This is a genomic window from Lichenibacterium dinghuense (assembly GCF_021730615.1).
GTDB lineage: Bacteria > Pseudomonadota > Alphaproteobacteria > Rhizobiales > Beijerinckiaceae > Lichenihabitans > Lichenihabitans dinghuensis.
Genome location: NZ_JAJLMN010000001.1, coordinates 402,689 through 422,781 on the forward strand (window position 1 = coordinate 402,689; position 20,093 = coordinate 422,781).

The window sequence follows — 20,093 nt, forward strand, 5'->3', positions numbered from 1 at the left end:
GCCTCCGGAGTCGGACAGCATGGACAACAGGGACGAGGCCGCGGTCAGGGCCCGCGCCTATCAGCTTTGGGTGGAGAGCGGCTACGCCGACGGCTACCAGGACCAGCACTGGCGGCAGGCCGAGCGCGAGGTCGCCGAGCGCGCGGCGACGGGCGAGGGGGAGGCGCGGGCCGAAGCTGCGCCCGACGACCGCGCCGGACACCGGCCACAGTCCCACAGCGACGGCATGAGCTCGCACCCCTCGGTGCTCGACCCCGCCCCGAGCCGCCAGCGGGCCTGACGGAACGGGCGCTCCGTCGCCGTCGTGCAACCCGCGTCGCGCCGCGGGCGTCGACCCCGGGATCGCGCAAGCAGCGACGACCGCGGAGTGCCCCATGCCCGACCCCACCGACCATTTCTCCGATCGCCCGGTGCCCGTCGACGACGGCCTGTGGTCCGTCGACGCCGCGCCCATCCACCCGCTCGGCCTGACCCTGCCGGTGCGGATGAGCGTGGTGCGGCTCGCGGACGGAGGCCTGCTGCTCTACTCGCCGACGCAGCATTCGCCCACCCTGCAGCGCGCGGTCGAGGAGATCGGCCCGGTCCGCCACCTCGTCGCGCCGAACGTCGCCCACTGGATGTTCGTGCGGGACTGGCAGCGCGCCTGCCCCGATGCGGTGACCTGGGGCGCGCCGGGGCTGAGCCGGCGGGCTCAGGTGCGGGCCGCGGGGCTGCGCATCGACGCGGACCTGGGCGACACCGCTCCCCCGCCCTGGCGCGGCGAGATCGACCAGGTGCTCGTGACCTCCGGCCCCTTCGCCGAAGTGGCGATGTTCCACCGCGCCAGCCGGACGCTGCTGGTGGCCGACCTCGTGGTCAACGTCGAGCCGGGCGAGGTGCCGCCGGTGACGCGCGGGGTCATGGAGGCGGCCGGCATGCTGGCGCCGGACGGCCGCGCGCCCGTGCACCTGCGCATGCTGCTCAAGCTCAACGGGCGCGCCGTGGGCGAGGCGGCGGAGCGGCTCATCGCCCTGGAGCCGCGGCGGATCGTGATGTGCCACGGCCACCCCCACGAGCACGACGCGGCGGACAAGCTCGGCGGAGCGCTGGACTGGTTCGTCGGCCGCTCGGGTCCGAAGCCGGGCGTCAGCCCGGTGGCGGCCGGGGCCGTCGCGGCGGGGCTGCTGATCGGCGCCGGTCTGGCCGTGGCACGGGGCCGGGCCGCCCGCCGCTGAACGCTAGAGGGGCCGGGCGGGTCGCCGCCCGGCGGACGGCGTCGATGGGCGGGTCACTGCGCGACGCTGGGGGTCACCTGCTGCTGGCTGCGGCGCAGGGCGGCGGCATTGTTGTGGGTGCGGTAGTAGTGCGACGCGCCCGATCCGGCCGCGCAGCCCGCGGCCGCGCCCGCGATGCCGTGGTGGACGGCGTGGCCCGCGATGCCGCCCACGATGGCGCCGGTGATGCAGCCGCGCGCTTCGGCGGCGGTGGAGACGGCGGCGAGCGAGCCGGCGAGGACGGCGACGGCGATGAGCGAGCGCATGGGAACCTCCCTGTTGTCTGACGTTCGCCAACGCCCGACGATCGCCAGGGTTGCGCCACGGCCGGGGCAGGCTCCACCCCGGGTCTCAGGCCGAAGGGGACGCTTATCCCCTCACTCCCATTCGATCGTGCCCGGCGGCTTGCTGGTGACGTCGTAGACCACGCGGTTGATGCCGCGCACCTCGTTGATGATGCGGGTCGCGGCGCGGCCCAGGAACGCCATGTCGAAGGGGAAGAAGTCCGCCGTCATGCCGTCCGTCGAGGTCACGGCCCGCAGGGCGCAGACCTGGTCGTAGGTGCGGCCGTCGCCCATCACGCCCACGGTCCGCACCGGCAGCAGCACCGCGAAGGCCTGCCAGATCACGTCGTAGAGGCCGGCGCGGCGGATCTCGTCGAGGTAGATGGCGTCCGCCTGGCGCAGGATGTCGAGCTTCTCCCGCGTCACCTCGCCGGGGCACCGGATGGCGAGGCCGGGGCCGGGGAAGGGATGGCGGCCCACGAAGGCCGGCGGCAGGCCCAGCGTGCGGCCGAGCACGCGCACCTCGTCCTTGAACAGGGCGCGCAGCGGCTCGACGAGCTTCATCTTCATGCGCTCGGGCAGGCCGCCGACGTTGTGGTGCGACTTGATCGTCACCGCGGGCCCGCCGGTCGCCGACACGCTCTCGATGACGTCCGGGTAGAGCGTGCCCTGGGCCAGGAAGTCGGCGCCGCCGAGCTTCTTGGCCTCGGCGTCGAAGACGTCGATGAACAGGCGGCCGATGGTCTTGCGCTTCTGCTCCGGGTCGGTGACGCCGGCGAGCTCGCCGAGGAACATGTCCGACACGTCGGCGTGCACGAGCGGGATGTTGTAGTGGTCGCGGAACAGGCCGACGACCTCCGCGGCCTCGCCGGCGCGCAGGAGGCCGTGGTCGACGAAGACGCAGGTGAGCTGCTCGCCGATCGCCTCGTGGATCAGCACGGCCGCGACCGCGGAATCGACGCCGCCCGACAGGCCGCAGATGACCCGCCCCGTGCCGACCTGCTCGCGGATGCGCGCGATGGCCTCCTCGCGGAAGGCCGCCATGGTCCAGTCCGCCTTCACGCCGGCCACGCGGAACAGGAAGTTCTCGATCAGCCGCGCTCCGTCCGGCGTGTGCACCACCTCGGGGTGGAACATGAGGCCGTAATAGTGGCGCGCCTCGTCGGCGATGACGGCGAAGGGCGCGTTCTCGCTCGACGCGACGACGTGAAAGCCGTCCGGCAGCGCCGTGATGCGGTCGCCGTGGCTCATCCACACGGGGTGGCGGGCGCCGGGCTCCCACAGGCCGTCGGTGAGCGGGCTCCGCGCCGACACCTCGACATCGGCGCGGCCGAACTCGCGGTGGTGGCCGCCCTCGACCGTGCCGCCGAGCGCGTGGGCCATGGCCTGCTGGCCGTAGCAGATGCCGAGCACCGGCAGCCCGGCGGCGAAGATCGCCGGCGCCGCCTTGGGCGAGCCCTCGTCGGGGATGGAGGCCGGGCCGCCCGACAGGATCACGGCCTTGGGCGACATCGCCGCGAGGGCGCCCTCCGCCTTGTCGAAGGGCACGATCTCGCAATACACGCCGGCCTCGCGCACGCGCCGCGCGATGAGCTGCGTCACCTGGCTGCCGAAGTCGACGATCAGCACCTTGTCGTGGGCCGCCGCCTCGGGGGAGGCCGGCGCCCCCGGGGCGCCCGCTGCGGTCAGGTCGGTCATGCTCGGTCCCGTCTCGCCCGTCCGGGGGCGTCCTCGCGCGCCGCGTCAGGGCATCGGCGGTCGCGGAGATCAGTTCGTCCGGCCCGACGCTTACACGGGATGCGGAGGCGCCCGCAACGGAGCGCTCTGCCCGTGCGCCGGCCGGGCCGGACCACGGTGAACGCGGATCAACACATTTCGCCGCCTCGGCTTGACCCGCCGGCAAGGCGGGCGGGCCTAGGGTCGCCCGCATAGGAGTTTGCCATGTCCGTCCTGCTTCGGCACCCCGCCACCGTGCCGGCCCTCTTCTCCCGCTCGGTCGACCCCGACCCGCGGTCGGAGGACGCCCGCTCCCCGTGGTCGAACCTCGCGCGGCGCCTGCCGCTCGCCGCCACGGCGGCCTGGATCGCCGTGGCGCTGATCGACGTCCCCCTGGTCAAGGCCGCGGCCGGGCTCGCCCTGCCCCGCTGATCCTGAACGCCGGCCGCCGGCCGCGCTTGCCCGCCGCGCGTCGCGGGGCCACCTTCGGGCCCATGGGACCCCAGCGACCGACCCCGACCATCACGCCGCAGATCCTGCTGCGCGCCTACAGCATGGGCCTGTTCCCCATGGCGGAGGGCGCCGACGACCCGTCGCTGTTCTGGATGGACCCCGAGGTCCGCGGCGTCTTCCCGCTCGGCGGCATGGTGGTGTCGCGCTCGCTCGCCAAGACGGTGCGGCGCGACCGCCTCGCCGTGGTGGTGGACCGCGACTTCGACGCCGTGATCGCGGCCTGCGCCGAGGCGACGGCGGGCCGACCCGACACCTGGATCAACGCGGAGATCCGCTCCCTCTACCGCCGCCTGTTCGACATGGGCTACGCCCACACGGTGGAGGCCTACGACGGGGATGCGCTGGTCGGCGGCCTCTACGGCGTGGCGCTCGGCGCCGCCTTCTTCGGCGAGTCGATGTTCCACCGCAGCACGGACGCCTCGAAGGTGTGCCTGCTGCACCTCGCGGCGCGGCTGCGCCTCAGCGGCTACCACCTGCTCGACACGCAGTTCGTCACGCCGCACCTCGCCACGCTCGGCGCCATCGAGGTGCCGCGCGCCCGCTACAAGAAGCGGCTCGCCGAGGCGGTGCGCCGGCCGGGGCGCGTCGAGGCCTGGGACAGGGCGCCCCTGACGGGCGCCGCCGTGCTGGACATCCTCGCTCCCCCGGGCTGAGGCTCAGCGGAAGCGGGGGTCGTGGGACGGGAGCCCGGCGGGCTCGCGGGGGAGGGGCGCGTCGTCCGGCGGGACCGCCGTCGGATACTGCGTCGTCGGGAAGAAGCGCTGGCGCGGCTCGGGCCGCTGCTCGGCGACGGTGTCGCTGCGCGGCGGCGGCGCCGGGCGGGCGACGCGCTTGGACCGCGGCTTCGGCGCCTCCGGGACCGGCGGCGGCGCGGGCGCCGGGGTGGCGCCGGTCGCGGGCGCGGCATCGGGGGCCGCCGCTGCGGCGGCCGGCGCGGAAGCCACCGCCGCGCCGTCGGCGTCGGCCGTCTGCGCCGGGTCGGCCACCGTGTCGCCCGGCCCCTCGCAGTTCGTCAGCCAGATGTCGTAGATCGGGTGTTCGAGCCCGTGCAGGCCGGGGCTGGCCGCGAACATCCAGCCCGAGAAGATGCGCTTGAGCGCGCGGTCGGCCGCCACCTCGTCGATCTCGACGAAGGTGTCGGTCAGCGGCGCCTCCTTGGCGGGTCGCGTGTAGCAGGCGCGCGCCGTCACCTGCAGCGAGCCGAACTGCACGGTCTCGCCCATCGTGGCCTTGAACGAGATGATGCGCCCGGTGATCTTGTCGAGGCCGGAGAACACCGCCGTGTTGTTCTTGATCCGGTCGGCCCGGGCCGGGCCGGCGGCGAGCAGCGACGCCAGGGCCAGGGCGGTCCCGAGGGTGATGGATCGTGAAACCGCCAAGGTGCTCGCCCGCCTCCGATGATGCGGCCGCGCGCCGCCGCCCCCGTGTCGCCCGCCGTTGCGGCGAAACGAGGGCCCTGCCCCGTCGGGCGTCCCGGACTAGCCCGGCGTCCAGGCGTCGTAGTCGCCGCCGGTGCGGGGGCGGGTGCCGTCCTTGAGCAGCGAGCCCGGCGGCCGGTAGGCCGCGGGCGTGCCGGTCATGTTGGGGAGGTAGGGCTTCTCCCAGGCGCGCGGCACGTAGTCGGACTCGGTCGGCGGCACATCGGTCTGGTGGTGGAGCCAGCCGTACCAGCCGGGCGGCGTCGCCGAGCCTTCGCTCTCGCCGCGGTAGATCACCCAGCGGCGCTCGAAGCCGAGGGCCGGATCGATCTTGCCGCCGATGGTCCGGTAGTAGGCATTGCCGAACTCGTCGTGGCCGACGAGCTCGCCGAAGCGGCTGGTCCAAAAACGCGTGTTGATCGTGCCGCCGTGCCACCAGGTCGCGAAGCGGAGGAAGCGCGTCTTCCAGGTGATGCGCTCTTCGGGCGGGGCCGGATAGGACAAAGGGCTGCTCGCTGTCGGGTTCGCTCCGCCTGGGCATAGGGCGCGCGGCGGCGCGAGGCAAGGCACGGAATGGCGTGCTGCGTGACGCGCGGGGCGGGACGTCGCACCCTTCGGCTCGGGGTCAACCACGACCATATGGTTAACTCATTCGTGACCTTCCCGAGGCAAAGTGGTCACATGACGATCCGATCGCGCACCGCTGAAGCAGCAGACCGACTCCAACCTGAACCACCAGAGTCAATCCGATTCGATGCAGGAATCAGTGGACGATAACGGGCGAATCTCAATTCGACCCTAGAAATATCCACAGCAGAAAATCTCTCGGCCGGCGGTGGAACCGTCGGCGGAGATTCGAATCGACTCAGCAAAGTCGGACGTTTATTCTGTGCTGCTCCGGGGTTCGTCAACCTCGTGTGCGGCTCAGGCCGACCCGATCCCTTGACGACGTGCCCGCGTTGAGCAGAGGACGCTTCAGCGTTCCGCGCTCGATCGCGCGATGAGGTAGACCCATGCGTATCGAGCGCCGCTATACCCAGGCCGTGGGCCTCCCCTACGCCGACATCCCGTTCCGCTCCGCCAAGAGCGAGATTCGCAACCCCGACGGCTCGGTAGTGTTCTCGCTCGAGGACTTCGACGTCCCCGCGGCGTGGTCGCAGGTGGCCGCCGACGTGCTGGCGCAGAAGTACTTCCGCAAGGCCGGCGTGCCGGCGCGGCTGAAGCGCGTCGAGGAGAACGACGTCCCCTCCTTCCTGTGGCGCTCCGTGCCCGACGAGGCCGCCCTCGCCGCCCTGCCGGAGGCCGAGCGCTTCGGCCCCGAGACCTCCGCCAAGCAGGTCTTCGACCGGCTGGTCGGCACCTGGACCTACTGGGCCTGGAAGGGCGGCTATTTCTCCGGCGAGGCGGACGCGCACGCGTTCCACGACGAGCTGCGCTTCATGCTGGCCAGGCAGATGGCCGCGCCGAACTCGCCGCAGTGGTTCAACACGGGCCTGCACTGGGCCTACGGCATCGACGGCCCCGGCCAGGGCCACTCCTACGTCGACTACCGCACCGGCGAGCTCGTGCGCTCGACTTCGGCCTACGAGCACCCGCAGCCCCACGCCTGCTTCATCCAGTCCGTGCAGGACGACCTCGTCAACGAGGGCGGCATCATGGACCTGTGGGTGCGCGAGGCGCGCCTGTTCAAATACGGCTCGGGCACCGGCACCAACTTCTCGCGCGTGCGCGGCGAGAAGGAGCGGCTGTCGGGCGGCGGCAAGTCGTCCGGCCTGATGAGCTTCCTCAAGATCGGCGACCGCGCGGCCGGCGCCATCAAGTCGGGCGGCACCACGCGGAGAGCCGCCAAGATGGTCGTCGTCGACGCCGACCACCCGGACGTCGAGACCTACATCGACTGGAAGGTGAAAGAAGAGGAGAAGGTCGCGGCCCTCGTGACCGGCTCCAAGCTGACGCGCCGCCACCTCAAGGCGGTGATGCGCGCCTGCGTCAACTGCGAGGGCTCGAACGACGACTGCTTCACGCCCGAGAAGAACCCGGCGCTGAAGCGCGAGATCAAGGCGGCCCGGCGCGCCCTCGTCTCCGACAACATGATCAAGCGCGTGCTCCAGCTCGCCAAGCAGGGCCACACGAGCGTCGACTTCGACGAGTTCACGACCGACTGGGATTCCGACGCCTACCTCACCGTCGCGGGCCAGAACTCCAACAACTCGGTGCGCGTCACCGACGACTTCCTCCACGCCGTCGAGGCCGACGGGCCGTGGGACCTCGTGCGCCGCACGGACGGCAAGGTCGCCAAGACCCTCCAGGCCCGCGCCCTGTGGGAGAAGATCGGCTACGCCGCCTGGGCCTCGGCCGACCCCGGCCTGCAGTTCCACACCACGATCAACGACTGGCACACCTGCCCGGCGTCGGGTCCGATCCGGGCCTCGAACCCGTGCTCGGAATACATGTTCCTCGACGACACGGCCTGCAACCTCGCGTCGCTGAACCTGCTGCAGTTCAAGGGCGACGGCCCCGGCAAGCTCGACGTCGCCTCCTACGAGCACGCCGTGCGGCTGTGGACGCTGGTGCTCGAAACCTCCGTGCTGATGGCTCAGTTCCCGTCGGACGAGATCGCGCGCCTCAGCTACGAGTACCGCACGCTCGGCCTCGGCTTCGCCAACCTCGGCGGCTTCCTGATGTCGTCGGGCCTGCCCTATGATTCGGACGCCGGCCGCGCCATCTGCGGCGCGCTCTCCGCGCTGATGACGGGCGTGTGCTACGCGACCTCGGCCGAGATCGCCTCCGAGCGCGGTCCCTTCCCGGGGCACGCTCCCAACGCCGCCCACATGCTGCGCGTGATGCGCAACCACCGCCGCGCCGCCTACGGCGAATCCACTGGCTACGAGGGCCTGTCGGTGGCGCCGGTGCCGCTGCGGCGCGCCGACACGCCCGACCCCGACATGGTGGACGCCGCGCGCCGCGCCTGGGACCTCGCCATCGCGCTCGGCGAGGAGCACGGCTACCGCAACGCGCAGGTCTCGGTTGTCGCCCCCACGGGCACGATCGGCCTCGTGATGGACTGCGACACGACCGGCATCGAGCCCGATTTCGCGCTGGTGAAGTTCAAGAAGCTCGCGGGCGGCGGCTACTTCAAGGTCGTGAACCGCGCCGTGCCGGAGGCGCTCCGCGCGCTCGGCTACCGCGAGAGCGACATCGCCGAGATCGAGGTCTACGCGGTGGGCCACGGCAACTTGCGCCAGGCGCCGGGCGTGACCACCGCGGCCCTGCGCGCCCGCGGCTTCACGGACGAGAAGCTCGAAGCTCTCGACAAGGCTCTGGCGTCCGCCTTCGACATCAAGTTCGCCTTCAACAAGTGGACGCTGGGCTCGGACTTCCTGGTCGACGTGCTGAAGGTGCCGGCCGACCGGCTGGAGGAGCCCGCCTTCGAGCTCCTGCCCTTCCTCGGCTTCACCAAGGCCGACATCGAGGCCGCCAACATCCACGTCGCGGGCGCGATGACGCTGGAAGGCGCGCCGCACCTGAAGCGCGAGCACTACGCGGTGTTCGACTGCGCCAACCCCTGCGGCCGCACGGGCAAGCGCTACCTGTCGGTGGACAGCCACATCCGCATGATGGCGGCCTCGCAGCCCTTCATCTCGGGCGCGATCTCCAAGACCATCAACATGCCCAACGACGCGACCGTCGAGGAGTGCAAGGGCGCCTACATGCAGTCCTGGCGCCTCGGCCTCAAGGCCAACGCGCTCTACCGCGACGGCTCGAAGCTGTCGCAGCCGCTGAACTCGCAGCTCATCGCCGACGAGGACGAGGAGGAGGACGCCGTCGAGGAGCTGATCGCGGCCTCGGCCCCGGCCCGCGCCGCCGATATGGCAGAGCGGATCGTCGAGCGCGTGGTGGAGCGCGTCGAGCGTTCTCGGGAGCGCGAGAAGCTGCCCGCGCGCCGCAAGGGCTATACGCAGAAGGCGACGGTCGGCGGCCACAAGGTCTACATCCGCACCGGCGAATACCCGGACGGGCGGCTCGGCGAGATCTTCGTCGACATGCATAAGGAGGGCGCCGCCTTCCGGTCGATCATCAACAGCTTCGCCATCGCGATCTCGATCGGCCTGCAGTACGGCGTGCCGCTCGACGAGTATGTCGACGCCTTCACCTTCACCCGCTTCGATCCCTCGGGGCCCGTGCAGGGCAACGACGCCATCAAGAACGCGACCTCGATCCTCGACTACGTGTTCCGCGAGCTCGCGGTGTCCTACCTCGACCGCACCGACCTCGCCCACGTGGTCCCCTCCGACATCGGCTTCGACGTGCTCGGCGCCGGCGAGCGCGAAGGCCGGACGGCCGGCGGCGATGACCGCCCGGCCCCGGTGAGCCCGGTGTCGAAGGGCCTCGTGCGTTCCAAGCCGACCAACTTCATGCTGGTCGGCGGCGGCCGGGCCGACATGCGCGGCCCCGCGCCCGCCAAGGGCTACGGCGTCGAGGGTGCCACCGCGTTGAAGCGCGAGGCCGGCCAGGAGGTGGCCTCGGAGCTGACCGCGCTGGCCTGGAGCGAGCCGCAGGGCTTCGCCGCCGCCAAGGCCGCGGTGGCCGACAAGAAGGCCGAAGCCCGCATGAAGGGCTACGTCGGCGAGGCCTGCCCGGAATGCGCCAACTTCACCATGGTGCGCAACGGGACCTGCCTGAAGTGCGAGACCTGCGGGGCGACGACCGGGTGTTCGTGAGAGGGGCATGAGCCGCGGCTGTTGTTGAAACGGGGAATCTTCCACGCTCGACCTACTGAGCCCACGCGGCGCACCCCAGAATACGCCCGCGGAGCATGTCCATGTGCTCCGCGGGTTATTCTATTGTTGAGATATACCCTGGAGACAGGTTCGGCTCCTCGACGTTTCACGAGGCACCCAGCGCGCGATCTCGCCGCAAGACCGAGGCACCGGAGGACAGCCGCTCTCTGCCTCCGCCACGCCGCGGCATTCGCCATCCTTGGTTCGACACCCTCGACGAGGATGACTTGGAGCTCCTCTGCGACGAGCTGGCCGATCATGAGCCAGGGATCGTCAGAGGCGACCTGAAGCGCGGGCGCGGCGTCGCCCCGTACGGCGTCGAAGGCGACGAGGCTCAGGTCCGTCCTATGACGGCTTGAGCCCAACGATGGCCAGCATCGGCGAGGCCAGGCTCCGACGTGTCCTGCTGAGCTGTACCGCACCCGGATAGCGCCCTCGTCGCTCGTGCGGTCGGGGACGTGCCGGCTCATCACCGCACTCGACAGGCCGAGAAGGCTCCCTCTCGTCGCTCGACGGTCGCGGCCCCGGTGTGATCGAGCGCGATCCTGCCGAGCCCGGCCTCACCCCCGCGCGCGCTGTCGGATCATGAAGTTGTCGAACGTGTATTCCGCCACCTGCCACCACAGGTACTGGTCGGCGCGGAACGCCAGTGCGGCGTCGAGCATCGATTTGAAACGCGGGTTGGTGTCCGAGATCTCCTTGTAGACGTCATTGGCGGCCTTGTAGGCGGCGTCCAGCAGGTCCTGGGGGAAGGCGCGCAGCTCCGTGCCGCCGATGACGAGTTTCTTCAGCGCGCCGGGGTCGGCGGCGTCGTAGGAGGCGAGCACCTGGACATGCGTCGACAGCGCGGCCGTGCGCAGCGCCGCCTTGAACTCGTCCTTCAGGGCGTCGTGCTTGGCCTTGTTGAAGGCGACGTGGATCATCGAGCCGCCGCGCCACCAGCCGGGGTAGTAGTAGTAGGGCGCGACCTTCTGCAGGCGGCCGGCCTCGTCGATGCGGGCGTCGTCGTAGGGGCCCACCCAGGTGACGCCGTCGAGCGTGCCCGCCCCCAGCGCCGCCACGATCTCGCCTCGCGGCGTCTGCGTCGGCACGGCGCCGAGCTTCTGCAGCACGCGCCCGGCGAGGCCGCCGGCCCGGATCTTCATGCCGGCGAGGTCGCCCGCGGTCTTGATCTCGCGGCGGAAGAAGCCGCCCATCTGCGCGCCGGTGTTGCCCGCCGGATAGGCGATCGCGCCGTAGTCGGCCAGCAGCGCGTTGGTGGCCTCGATGCCGCCGCCCTGCAGCGCGTAGGCGGTCTGCTCCCGCGCGTTCATGCCGAACGGGAAGGCCGTCGGCAGCGCGAAGGCGGGATCCTTGCCGTAAGAGTAATCGAGCGCGGTCTGGCAGGCCTCCACCGTGCCGGCCTGCACCGCGTCGAGCGCGCCGAGTCCCGGCGCGATCTCGCCCGGCGGGAAGACGTCGATGCGGAAGCGCCCGCCCGTGATCGCGCCGACCTGATGGGCGAAGAGCTCGGCCCCGCCGTAGAGGAGGTCGAGCGACTTCGGGAAGCTCGACGTCAGCCGCCACGTCACCTCGGCCGCGTCGGCCCGGGCGGCCCCTGCGGCCGCGCCGGCGGCACCCAGCACGGCCGCGGCCACGAAGCGGCGCCGCCCGATCCCCTCGCGCATCACGACACTCCCGTTCGCACGGCGCGGAGCGCCGGTGATTTGGCCGATCGACGACCCGCTGATTTTGTCGATGTGCCGAATAGATGCGGGGCTCCGCCCCGCACCCCGCGAAAGGCCGTGGGCCTTTCGGATCCGGATCATTCGGTGACGATGCGCGGCGCCGGCCGGCTGCGCGAGCCCTGCAGCGTCGCCATCAGGCGCCGGGCGATCTCCGTGTAGGCCTGGGCGTGCGGCCCCTGCGGGTCGGCGACCACGATGGGACGGCCGCCGTCCGACGTTTCCCGGATCGGCATCGCCAGCGGCACCTCGCCCAGGAAGGGCACGCCGAGCCGCTCCGCCTCGTGCTGGGCGCCCCCGTGGCCGAAGATGTCCGAGCGCTCCCCGCACTTCGGGCACACGAAGGTGCTCATGTTCTCGACGATGCCGAGGATGGGCACCTCGGTGCGCCGGAACATGGCGATGCCGCGCCGCGCGTCGATGAGCGCGAGGTCCTGCGGCGTCGACACGATGACGGAGCCCGCCAGCGGCACCGACTGCGCCATGGTGAGCTGGGCGTCGCCGGTGCCGGGCGGCATGTCGACGATCATCACGTCGACGTCGCCCCAGGCGACCTCGCGCAGCATCTGCTGGATGGCCGACATGACCATGGGGCCGCGCCAGATCATCGGCGTCTCCTCCTCGACGAGGAAGCCGATCGACATGACCTTGAGCCCGAAGGCTTCGAGAGGCCGCATGGTCTTGCCCTCGATCACCTCGGGCTTCTGCTTCAGGCCGAACAGCCGCGGCATGGACGGGCCGTAGATGTCGGCATCGAGCACGGCCACGCGCTGGCCGAGGTTGCGCAGCGCCAGCGCGAGGTTGGCCGAGGTGGTGGACTTGCCGACGCCGCCCTTGCCCGACGCCACGGCGATGATGGTCCTGACGCCGGGGATGCCCTGCGCGGCGCGCGCCGCCTGGGCCTTCGGGCCCGGCGCGGGAGCGGCCGGCGCGTGGGAATGGCCGTGGTGCCCGTGGTCGTGCGCGTGGGCGTGCTGGGCCGGGCCGGCCTTGGCGGTCGAGCCGCCCTTCGACTGCGAGGTCAGCGTCACGAAGGCGCGGCCGACCCCCGGCAAGCCCGCAACGGTGCGCTCCACCGCGGCGCGCAGCGGCTCCGCCTCGGCGGCGCGCGACGCCTCGACTTCGAGAGACACGAAGACCCGGTCCTCGCGCACCACCACGCCGCCGAGCACACCCGACTGCGGCAGCGGCGTGCGCCCGTCGGGGCCCATGACCCCGGCCAGCGCGGCGACGACATCCTCTTGAGACGGCATGGTGTTCCATTCACGTGAAGGCCCGCCCGGGGGACCCCCGGACGGGCGATGATCGGAGCAGTCCTACAGGAGCGTGCCGCGCCGCGCGAGCGGCGCGCCGCCGTCACTGCAGCTTCAGCGGCACCTTGGGCACGGAGCCGCCGCTGCCGCCGTCGGGCGAGGGGGCTTCGGGCTCGTCGCCCCCCTCGTCCCCGTCCTCGTCAGCGTCCTGTGCGGCGGCGCGCTCGCGCGCCCTCTTGCCGTCGGGGTCGCGCTTCTTGCCGGCCTCGACGAACTCGCGCTCGGGACGGGGCAGCACCGGGCCTTCCGGATAGACGAAGCCCAGCGTCTTCGCGCCGGCCTCGTCCGTCACCACCACGACCTTGACGGCGCCGCCGTTCTTCAGCTTGCCGAACAGCACCTCGTCGGCCAGCGGGGTCTTGATGACCTTCTGGATGACGCGCGCCATCGGGCGGGCGCCCATCGCCTCGTCGTAGCCGTTCTCGACCAGCCAGGCGCGGCTCTCGTCCGTCAGCTCCACTGTCACGTTGCGGTCGGCGAGCTGGGCTTCGAGCTGCAGGATGAACTTGTCGACCACCTTGGCGATGACCTTCTCGGGCAGCCGCCCGAAGGGCACCACGGCGTCGAGCCGGTTCCTGAACTCCGGCGTGAACATCTTGTTGATGGCCTCGACGTCGTCGCCCTCGCGCTTGGCGCGGGTGAAGCCGAAGTTCTCGCGCGCCATGTCGGCCGCGCCGGCATTGGTCGTCATGATCAGGATGACGTTGCGGAAATCGACCGCCTTGCCGTTGTGGTCGGTCAGCTTGCCGTGGTCCATCACCTGCAGGAGGATGTTGTAGAGGTCCGGGTGGGCCTTCTCGATCTCGTCGAGCAGCAGCACGCAATGCGGGTGCTGGTCGATCGAGTCGGTCAGCAGCCCGCCCTGGTCGAAGCCGACGTAGCCGGGGGGCGCGCCGATCAGGCGGCTGATCGTGTGGCGCTCCATGTATTCCGACATGTCGAAGCGGATCAGCTCGACGCCCAGCGAGGCGGCCAGCTGCTTCGCGGCCTCGGTCTTGCCGACGCCGGTCGGGCCCGAGAACAGGTAGGAGCCGATCGGCTTCTCGCCGTCCCGCAGGCCGGCGCGGGCCAGCTTGATGGCGGCCGTGAGGGCGCCGATCGCCTTGTCCTGCCCGTAGACGACGCGCTTCAGGTTCTCCTCGAGGTGGCCCAGCACCTCGGCGTCGTCCTTGGACACGGTCTTGGGCGGGATCCGGGCCATGGAGGCGATGGTGGCCTCGATCTCCTGGATGCCGATCGTGCGCTTGCGGCTCTTCTCGGGCAGCAGCATCTGGCTCGCACCCGTCTCGTCGATCACGTCGATCGCCTTGTCGGGCAGCTTGCGGTCGTTGATGTAGCGGGCCGACAGCTCCACCGCGGCCTGCACGGCCTCGGTGGTGAACTTCACCTTGTGGAACTCCTCGTAGTAGGGCTTGAGGCCCTTCATGATCTCAACGGCGTCCGGGATCGAGGGCTCGTTGACGTCGATCTTCTGGAAGCGGCGGACGAGCGCGCGGTCCTTCTCAAAATACTGGCGGTATTCCTTGTAGGTCGTCGAGCCGATGCAGCGCAGCGAGCCCTGGGCCAGCGCGGGCTTGAGGAGGTTCGAGGCGTCCATGGCGCCGCCCGAGGTGGCGCCGGCGCCGATCACCGTGTGGATCTCGTCGATGAAGAGGATGGCGTTCTTGTGCCCCTCGATCTCCTTCATCACCTGCTTCAGCCGCTCCTCGAAGTCGCCGCGGTAGCGGGTGCCGGCGAGCAGCGTGCCCATGTCGAGCGAGAAGACGGTGGCCTCGGCCAGCACCTCGGGCACCTCGCCCTTGATGATCTTGCGCGCGAGGCCCTCCGCGATGGCGGTCTTGCCGACGCCCGGCTCGCCGACGAGCAGCGGGTTGTTCTTCTGCCGGCGGCACAGGACCTGGATGGTGCGGTCGACCTCGGCGGTGCGGCCGATGAGCGGGTCGATGCGGCCGTCCTTGGCCTTCTTGTTGAGGTTGACGCAATAGGCCTCGAGGGCGCCGTCCTTCTTCTTGGAGTCGGAGCCGTCCTTGCCCTCCTTGCCGCCGCCGTGCTCCTCGTCCTCGGCGCCGCGCGGGGTCTTCGAGGAGTCGGACATGCCGGGGCGCTTGGCGATGCCGTGGCTGATGTAGTTCACGGCGTCGTAGCGCGTCATGTCCTGCTCCTGCAGGAAGTAGGCGGCGTGCGACTCGCGCTCAGCGAAGATGGCGACGAGCACGTTGGCGCCCGTGACCTCCTCGCGGCCCGACGACTGGACGTGGATGTGGGCGCGCTGGATGACGCGCTGGAAGCCGGCGGTGGGCTTGGCGTCGTCGCGCCCGTCGGACACGAGGTTCTCGAGCTCGTGCTCGATGTAGTCGACGACCTGCTTCTTCAGCACGTCGACGTCGACCGAGCAGGCCTTGAGCACGGCCGCGGCGTCGGTGTCGTCGGTGAGCGAGAGCAGCAGGTGCTCGAGCGTGGCGTATTCATGGTGCCGGTCGTTGGCCAGGGCCAGGGCGCGGTGCAGGGACTGTTCGAGTGAGCGGGAAAACGCTGGCATGATGGCGACCGCCTTTCACTTCTTTTCCATGATGCATTGCAAGGGGTGCTGGTGCTTGCGGGCGAAATCCATCACCTGGGTGACCTTGGTCTCGGCCACCTCGTAGGTGAACACGCCGCATTCGCCGACGCCGTGGTGGTGCACGTGCAGCATGATGCGGTTGGCGTCGTCCGACCCCTTGTTGAAGTAGATGCGGAGCACCTCGATGACGAACTCCATGGGGGTGTAGTCGTCGTTGAGGAGCAGCACGCGGTACATGCTGGGCCGCTTGGTCTGCGTCTTCGGCCGCGTGATGACCGCCGTGCCCGACCCGTCGCCGCCACGCCGCGGCTCCTTGGGACCGGCCGGCCCGGCGGCGCTCGGTGGAGCGACCGTTCGGGCGCGGAAGACGTCGATCGAACGGGCAGGCACGTTCCGGTGTTCCTCGTGGGCGAGGGGCGCCGCCGAGGGGCGACGCGCCTTCGTTTCACAATGTACGGCCCGGATTCCGGCTTCGCCAGGGGTCGCGGAGAGACGCTTCGTCATCCTTGACAAACCCGTGACGGGAGCCGGAACCCGCTCCGGCGCACAATCTTCGAGACGATCGTGGCCCGATGAGGGCTCGGCCGCGACGGCTTGTTCCTGCGCCGCCGCCGCGGCGTCGGCCCGCGGGATCGGCGCCGGCGATGCAGGGCGCGTGCCGGAGCGACCACGATCCCGCCACGGGATCCGGGGTCGCCGCACGCGCGATCGCCCCGCCCCGGCCTCGCGGGCGGTGCAGCGGTGGCGGCGGGTGCGGAACGCGAGGAGGATCGCCATGCCGCTCGTCATCGGGCTGCTCACCGTCGTGGCGGGCGTGCTCACCACGGTGCAGTCGGGCGCCAACGCGGCCCTCAACAAGGCACTCGGCCAGCCGGTCCTCGTGGCCTTCGCCGTGGTCGCCGCCAACCTCGCGGTCTACCTGGCCAGCATCCCGGTGCTCGGCATCGGCTGGCCGGCGCCGGAGCGCTTCGCGCAGGCGCCCTGGTGGGCCTGGATCGGCGGCGTCTTCGGCGGACTCTACGTGCTGGCGGCCGTGCTCTTCGCCGAGCGCCTCGGCGCCGCGCTCTTCACCGGGCTGGTCGTCACGGCCGGCATCGTGACGTCGATCGCGCTCGACCACTTCGGCCTGGTGGGCTTCGAGCGCCACGCGGCCGGGGTCGGGCGGATCGCGGGCGGCGCGCTGATGATCGGCGGGCTGATCCTGGTGTCGCTGACGTGAGCGATCGGTCAGCGCGGCGACCGCGGACGCGAAAAAGGCCCGGCGGGGCCGGGCCTTTCAGGATCGTTACACGGGACGAGGCAGCGCCTCAGCGGCCGCCGGACTTGCCGAGGTCGAACGGCATCACGGCCTCGAACGGCTTCGCGGCGTCCTTGCCGACCGACATCATGAGGGCGCTCATCTTGCCCACCTGCGCCGTGAGGCCCTCGAAGGCCGCCTTGGCGTATTCGGCCTGCACCTGCACGGCGCCGTCGAGGCTCTTCGCGCCCATCAGGCGCGTCGTGGCGGCCGACCCGTCCTCGACGCTGCGCTTGGCGTAGGCGGAGGCCTCGGTGGCCATCTGCTGCATGCCGCGCGACACCGCGGCGACGGACGCGGTGGCGGCCTCGATCTGGCTCTTGCCGAACTGCTGGAAGTCTTCGACGCTCTTGAACATGGGGCTGGTCCTGCGGGGCCGCGCCGGATCGGCGGGGACGTGAGCCGCATTTAGGTGCATCGCACAAATGCGTCAACAGTTTTGTGCACTGCAACATAAGACGTCGATCCGAGCCGTCCCGGCGAGGCTCCGTTAACCGCCATGTAACCGCGAACCCCTAGCCTCCCCGACTGTGCCCTTTCGATCACGGGTCGGCCGCCGGCGGCGGCACGGCCCGATCGGTCCAACGCGAAAACCGGGACGGGCGAGCGGCGTCGAGGCGCCGCGCGCCGGCCCGGAGCGGGGATGAGTTCCATGGTGTTGCGTGGCGTCGAGAAGCGGATCGTGGGGCGCGTCGCCCCGGCCGCCGTGGCCCTGGCGGTGCTGGCCGCCGGCGGCGCGGCCGAAGCCCGCGGGCGCCACAGCTTCCACCGCTACGCCCACACGCCCCATGTCGCGCATGCGGCCCGCACGGCGCTGGGCGGGGGGGCGCCGAACTTCTCCGCCATCGTGATCGACGCCAATTCCGGCCGCGAACTCTACGGCGTCAACGAGGACGCGCCGCGCCATCCCGCCTCGATCACCAAGGTGATGACGCTCTACCTGCTGTTCGAACAGCTCGAGAAGGGCCGGATCAGCCTCGACACGCCCCTGCAGGTGTCGGCCCACGCGGCCGGCCAGTCCCCCACCAAGCTCGGGGTGCCGGCCGGCTCCACCGTGCCGGTCGAGATCGCCATCAAGGCCATCGTGACGCGCTCGGCCAACGACATGGCCGTGACGGTGGCCGAGAACCTCGCCGGCGACGAGCTGACCTTCGCCCGGCTGATGACCGACAAGGCCCACGCGCTGGGCATGAGGCACACCTTCTACCACAACGCGTCGGGCCTGCCCGACATGCGGCAGATCACGACGGCGCGCGACCTCACGATCCTCGGCCGCGCGATCCACGACCGTTTCCCGCGCTACTACCGCTATTTCTCGACCCCCTCCTTCGTGTACCGCGGCGAGACGATCGGCACACACAACCACCTCATGGCCCGCATGCAGGGCATGGACGGCATCAAGACCGGCTACACCAACGCGTCGGGCTTCAACCTCCTGTCCTCCGTGCAGCGCGGCGGCCGGCACGTCGTGGCCGTGGTGATGGGGGGCAAGTCGGCGGCGAGCCGCGACAACGTCATGGAGGGGCTGCTCGAATCCCACTTCGAGGAGGCGCAGGCCGGCCCGGCCACCCGCGTCGCCGACGCCGGCAGCCCGGTCGAGGAGGCGGCCGACACGCCGCGCCGCGCCGTTCCCGCGCCGGAGCCGGTCGAACGCGCCGCGCCCGAGCCGCCCCGCCGGCCGATCGCCCAGGTGGCGGACGGCGACGACGACGCGGCCGAGAACGCGTCGGAGGACGACGCGGCGCCTGTGCCGCCCCGCCCCGTGCCGCGCGGCCCGAGCCTGATCGCCCCCGAGATGGCGGTGCCGACGCCGGAGCGCGCCCCCGACAGGATGCGCCTGGCCCGCAACCTCGCGGACCGCGCCCGGCCGGCCTTCATCGCCGGCGCCCCGAAGGGGGCCGACGCGAACCACCCCGCGGCCGACGGCTCGACCAACCGCCGCACCGTGGTGGCCTCGTCGACCGGCGCCGCCATCGCCACCGCGACGCCGTCGAGCCTGCGGTGGGTGACGGGCCCGCAGCCGGTGCGCCTCGGCCCCGCGGCGCCGGACGCCAAGGTGGCCGCGGCCGGCAGGGCGGGGGCGATCTCGTTCAACGCCTCGCCGGACGACCGCACCGACACGACGCCGGCCGCCCGCCCGGCGGCCAACAAGGGCGAGGTGATGATCCAGGTCGGCGCCACCGCGGACGCCGGCTCGGCCGAGGACCTCCTCAGCCGGGCGCGCAACGAGGGACGGTCGGCCCTGGCCTCGGCCAAGCCCTTCACCGAGAAGGTCCAGAAGGGGGATTCGACGCTCTACCGCGCGCGCTTCGCGGGGCTGGAGCCGGCCGAGGCGGAGGCGGCCTGCCGGACGCTGAAGCGCTCGGGCTTCGCCTGCTTCGCCACGCGCGACTGACGGGCCGCCCGGCCCGCCGGCCCCGCGCCGGCGCCATCCCCCCGAACCTCCCTTCAGCGGAACATCACTGATGTCGTCGCATCAGGACGTCTTTGGCTTCGTTCACCCGGGCCGCCAGATCGGTGGAGCCGCCGTGGTCGGGATGGGCCTTCTTCATCACGCTCCGGTGCGCGCGCGCGACCTCCTCCCGGCTCGCGCCCTTCGCGAGGCCGAGAAGCTGGTAGGCCTCGTCCTCCGACATCGCGCCCGAGCGCATGCCGCGGCGCGCGCCCGGGCCCGCGCCCGCGTTCGCGCCACCGCGCCCCGCGTCGGCCTTGTCCTGCGATGCTCCACGCCAACCGGGGAAGCGGCGGTCGAAATAAGCCTCTAGGAGGCGCGCGCCCTCGACGTCAGCCGACAGGCAGAAGTCGTGCAGCGAGGCCAGGCTGTCGCGGTCGAGCTGCGCCAGCGGCGCGCCCTCGAACGGCCCGGCGAGCACGATGCCGCTCATCACGCCGCTGACATGGTCGAGCTCCATCTCGATGGTGGCGGAGCGCACGCGGGACACCCGCCCCCGCTTGGTCCGGCCGGGGCGCGGGGCGCCGCGGACCGCGCGGGCGGCGCCCCACACGGACGCCCGGCGGCCCGTCATCAGCCAGAAGCCGAGGCCGCCGAAGCCGAGCGCGAGGCCGACCTGCCCGCGCACGAGCATCAGCAGCGCGAAGACGACCAGCACCGCGCCACCGCCCTGCTTCATGCGGCGCGCCACGGCGGCCGGGCTGGCGCGCAGGAACTCGCGCACCAGCAGAGATCCCATCCAGAACAGCACAACGCCCGCGACGAGAGGGATCATCGGCACG

General features: G+C 71.6%; 17 protein-coding genes. 7 read left to right on the forward strand and 10 right to left on the reverse strand.

The genetic code is table 11. The features are described 5' to 3' along the window. Window positions 1-19: 19 nt before the first annotated feature. Window positions 20-280 (forward strand): DUF2934 domain-containing protein, encoded by a 261-nt coding sequence (locus tag L7N97_RS01880; RefSeq protein WP_237476687.1) that lies wholly within the window; start codon window positions 20-22, stop codon window positions 278-280. A 94-nt stretch (window positions 281-374) separates the two neighbouring features. Next, window positions 375-1,214, forward strand: a complete 840-nt coding sequence (locus L7N97_RS01885; protein ID WP_237476688.1) for a DUF4336 domain-containing protein — start codon at window positions 375-377, stop codon at window positions 1,212-1,214. A 53-nt stretch (window positions 1,215-1,267) separates the two neighbouring features. Here the strand turns inward: L7N97_RS01885 and L7N97_RS01890 are convergent, their stop codons facing one another. Both L7N97_RS01890 and guaA read right to left on the reverse strand, forming a co-directional pair. After that, window positions 1,268-1,519, reverse strand: a complete 252-nt coding sequence (locus tag L7N97_RS01890; protein WP_237476689.1) for a hypothetical protein — start codon at window positions 1,517-1,519, stop codon at window positions 1,268-1,270. Window positions 1,520-1,630: 111 nt separating this feature from the next. Further along, window positions 1,631-3,235 (reverse strand): glutamine-hydrolyzing GMP synthase, encoded by a 1,605-nt coding sequence (gene guaA, locus L7N97_RS01895; protein ID WP_237476690.1) that lies wholly within the window; start codon window positions 3,233-3,235, stop codon window positions 1,631-1,633. Window positions 3,236-3,478: 243 nt separating this feature from the next. Between guaA and L7N97_RS01900 the strand changes: the two genes are divergently transcribed. Both L7N97_RS01900 and aat read left to right on the forward strand, forming a co-directional pair. Continuing rightward, a complete protein-coding gene (locus tag L7N97_RS01900) occupies window positions 3,479-3,685 on the forward strand; it encodes a hypothetical protein (protein WP_237476691.1) in 207 nt (68 codons plus the stop codon). Window positions 3,686-3,747: 62 nt separating this feature from the next. Beyond that, entirely contained in the window at window positions 3,748-4,419 is a 672-nt protein-coding gene (aat, locus tag L7N97_RS01905) for a leucyl/phenylalanyl-tRNA--protein transferase (protein WP_237476692.1), read from the forward strand. 3 nt (window positions 4,420-4,422) lie between these two features. Here aat and L7N97_RS01910 read toward each other — a convergent pair whose 3' ends face one another. Both L7N97_RS01910 and L7N97_RS01915 read right to left on the reverse strand, forming a co-directional pair. Further along, window positions 4,423-5,145 carry a DUF2155 domain-containing protein gene (locus L7N97_RS01910; RefSeq protein ID WP_237476693.1) on the reverse strand — a complete coding sequence of 241 codons (723 nt, stop codon included), beginning with the start codon at window positions 5,143-5,145 and terminating at the stop codon, window positions 4,423-4,425. Between the two features lie 99 nt (window positions 5,146-5,244). Continuing rightward, a complete protein-coding gene (locus L7N97_RS01915) occupies window positions 5,245-5,688 on the reverse strand; it encodes an NADH:ubiquinone oxidoreductase subunit NDUFA12 (RefSeq protein ID WP_237476694.1) in 444 nt (147 codons plus the stop codon). 509 nt (window positions 5,689-6,197) lie between these two features. Between L7N97_RS01915 and L7N97_RS01920 the strand changes: the two genes are divergently transcribed. After that, the gene (locus tag L7N97_RS01920) at window positions 6,198-9,905 is read left to right on the forward strand and encodes a vitamin B12-dependent ribonucleotide reductase (protein ID WP_237476695.1); all 3,708 of its coding nucleotides are present in this window, start codon (window positions 6,198-6,200) and stop codon (window positions 9,903-9,905) included. A gap of 620 nt (window positions 9,906-10,525) precedes the next feature. On the opposite strand, the gene L7N97_RS01925 is transcribed toward L7N97_RS01920, so the two are convergent. From L7N97_RS01925 to clpS, 4 genes are all read right to left on the reverse strand, one after another. After that, the gene (locus tag L7N97_RS01925; RefSeq protein WP_255721596.1) at window positions 10,526-11,632 is read right to left on the reverse strand and encodes a TRAP transporter substrate-binding protein; all 1,107 of its coding nucleotides are present in this window, start codon (window positions 11,630-11,632) and stop codon (window positions 10,526-10,528) included. Between the two features lie 137 nt (window positions 11,633-11,769). After that, on the reverse strand, window positions 11,770-12,942 hold the full coding sequence (locus L7N97_RS01930) for an Mrp/NBP35 family ATP-binding protein (RefSeq protein WP_237476696.1): 1,173 nt from the start codon (window positions 12,940-12,942) through the stop codon (window positions 11,770-11,772). A gap of 103 nt (window positions 12,943-13,045) precedes the next feature. Then, a complete protein-coding gene (gene clpA / locus L7N97_RS01935) occupies window positions 13,046-15,541 on the reverse strand; it encodes an ATP-dependent Clp protease ATP-binding subunit ClpA (RefSeq protein ID WP_237476697.1) in 2,496 nt (831 codons plus the stop codon). 15 nt (window positions 15,542-15,556) lie between these two features. Further along, complete coding sequence (clpS, locus tag L7N97_RS01940; RefSeq protein WP_428980947.1) at window positions 15,557-15,952, reverse strand: ATP-dependent Clp protease adapter ClpS; 396 nt, start codon at window positions 15,950-15,952, stop codon at window positions 15,557-15,559. 385 nt (window positions 15,953-16,337) lie between these two features. Here clpS and L7N97_RS01945 point away from each other — a divergent pair, with 385 nt between their 5' ends. Further along, a complete protein-coding gene (locus L7N97_RS01945) occupies window positions 16,338-16,781 on the forward strand; it encodes a DMT family transporter (protein WP_237476698.1) in 444 nt (147 codons plus the stop codon). Window positions 16,782-16,869: 88 nt separating this feature from the next. On the opposite strand, the gene L7N97_RS01950 is transcribed toward L7N97_RS01945, so the two are convergent. Then, a complete protein-coding gene (locus tag L7N97_RS01950) occupies window positions 16,870-17,217 on the reverse strand; it encodes a phasin family protein (RefSeq protein ID WP_237476699.1) in 348 nt (115 codons plus the stop codon). Window positions 17,218-17,511: 294 nt separating this feature from the next. Here L7N97_RS01950 and L7N97_RS01955 point away from each other — a divergent pair, with 294 nt between their 5' ends. Beyond that, complete coding sequence (locus L7N97_RS01955) at window positions 17,512-19,254, forward strand: D-alanyl-D-alanine carboxypeptidase (RefSeq protein WP_237476700.1); 1,743 nt, start codon at window positions 17,512-17,514, stop codon at window positions 19,252-19,254. Window positions 19,255-19,318: 64 nt separating this feature from the next. Here L7N97_RS01955 and L7N97_RS01960 read toward each other — a convergent pair whose 3' ends face one another. After that, the gene (locus tag L7N97_RS01960; protein WP_237476701.1) at window positions 19,319-20,086 is read right to left on the reverse strand and encodes a DnaJ domain-containing protein; all 768 of its coding nucleotides are present in this window, start codon (window positions 20,084-20,086) and stop codon (window positions 19,319-19,321) included. Window positions 20,087-20,093 lie beyond the last annotated feature (7 nt).

Bases quoted from the DNA above. Each gene is read 5' to 3' on its own strand.
- L7N97_RS01930 (WP_237476696.1), bottom strand. From the start codon at position 12,942: ATGCCGTCTCAAGAGGATGTCGTCGCCGCGCTGGCCGGGGTCATGGGC.
- clpA (WP_237476697.1), bottom strand. From the start codon at position 15,541: ATGCCAGCGTTTTCCCGCTCACTCGAACAGTCCCTGCACCGCGCCCTG.
- L7N97_RS01960 (WP_237476701.1), bottom strand. From the start codon at position 20,086: ATGATCCCTCTCGTCGCGGGCGTTGTGCTGTTCTGGATGGGATCTCTG.
- L7N97_RS01900 (WP_237476691.1), top strand. From the start codon at position 3,479: ATGTCCGTCCTGCTTCGGCACCCCGCCACCGTGCCGGCCCTCTTCTCC.
- L7N97_RS01890 (WP_237476689.1), bottom strand. From the start codon at position 1,519: ATGCGCTCGCTCATCGCCGTCGCCGTCCTCGCCGGCTCGCTCGCCGCC.
- guaA (WP_237476690.1), bottom strand. From the start codon at position 3,235: ATGACCGACCTGACCGCAGCGGGCGCCCCGGGGGCGCCGGCCTCCCCC.
- L7N97_RS01945 (WP_237476698.1), top strand. From the start codon at position 16,338: ATGCCGCTCGTCATCGGGCTGCTCACCGTCGTGGCGGGCGTGCTCACC.
- L7N97_RS01955 (WP_237476700.1), top strand. From the start codon at position 17,512: ATGGTGTTGCGTGGCGTCGAGAAGCGGATCGTGGGGCGCGTCGCCCCG.
- L7N97_RS01885 (WP_237476688.1), top strand. From the start codon at position 375: ATGCCCGACCCCACCGACCATTTCTCCGATCGCCCGGTGCCCGTCGAC.
- L7N97_RS01950 (WP_237476699.1), bottom strand. From the start codon at position 17,217: ATGTTCAAGAGCGTCGAAGACTTCCAGCAGTTCGGCAAGAGCCAGATC.
- aat (WP_237476692.1), top strand. From the start codon at position 3,748: ATGGGACCCCAGCGACCGACCCCGACCATCACGCCGCAGATCCTGCTG.
- L7N97_RS01925 (WP_255721596.1), bottom strand. From the start codon at position 11,632: ATGCGCGAGGGGATCGGGCGGCGCCGCTTCGTGGCCGCGGCCGTGCTG.
- L7N97_RS01920 (WP_237476695.1), top strand. From the start codon at position 6,198: ATGCGTATCGAGCGCCGCTATACCCAGGCCGTGGGCCTCCCCTACGCC.
- L7N97_RS01880 (WP_237476687.1), top strand. From the start codon at position 20: ATGGACAACAGGGACGAGGCCGCGGTCAGGGCCCGCGCCTATCAGCTT.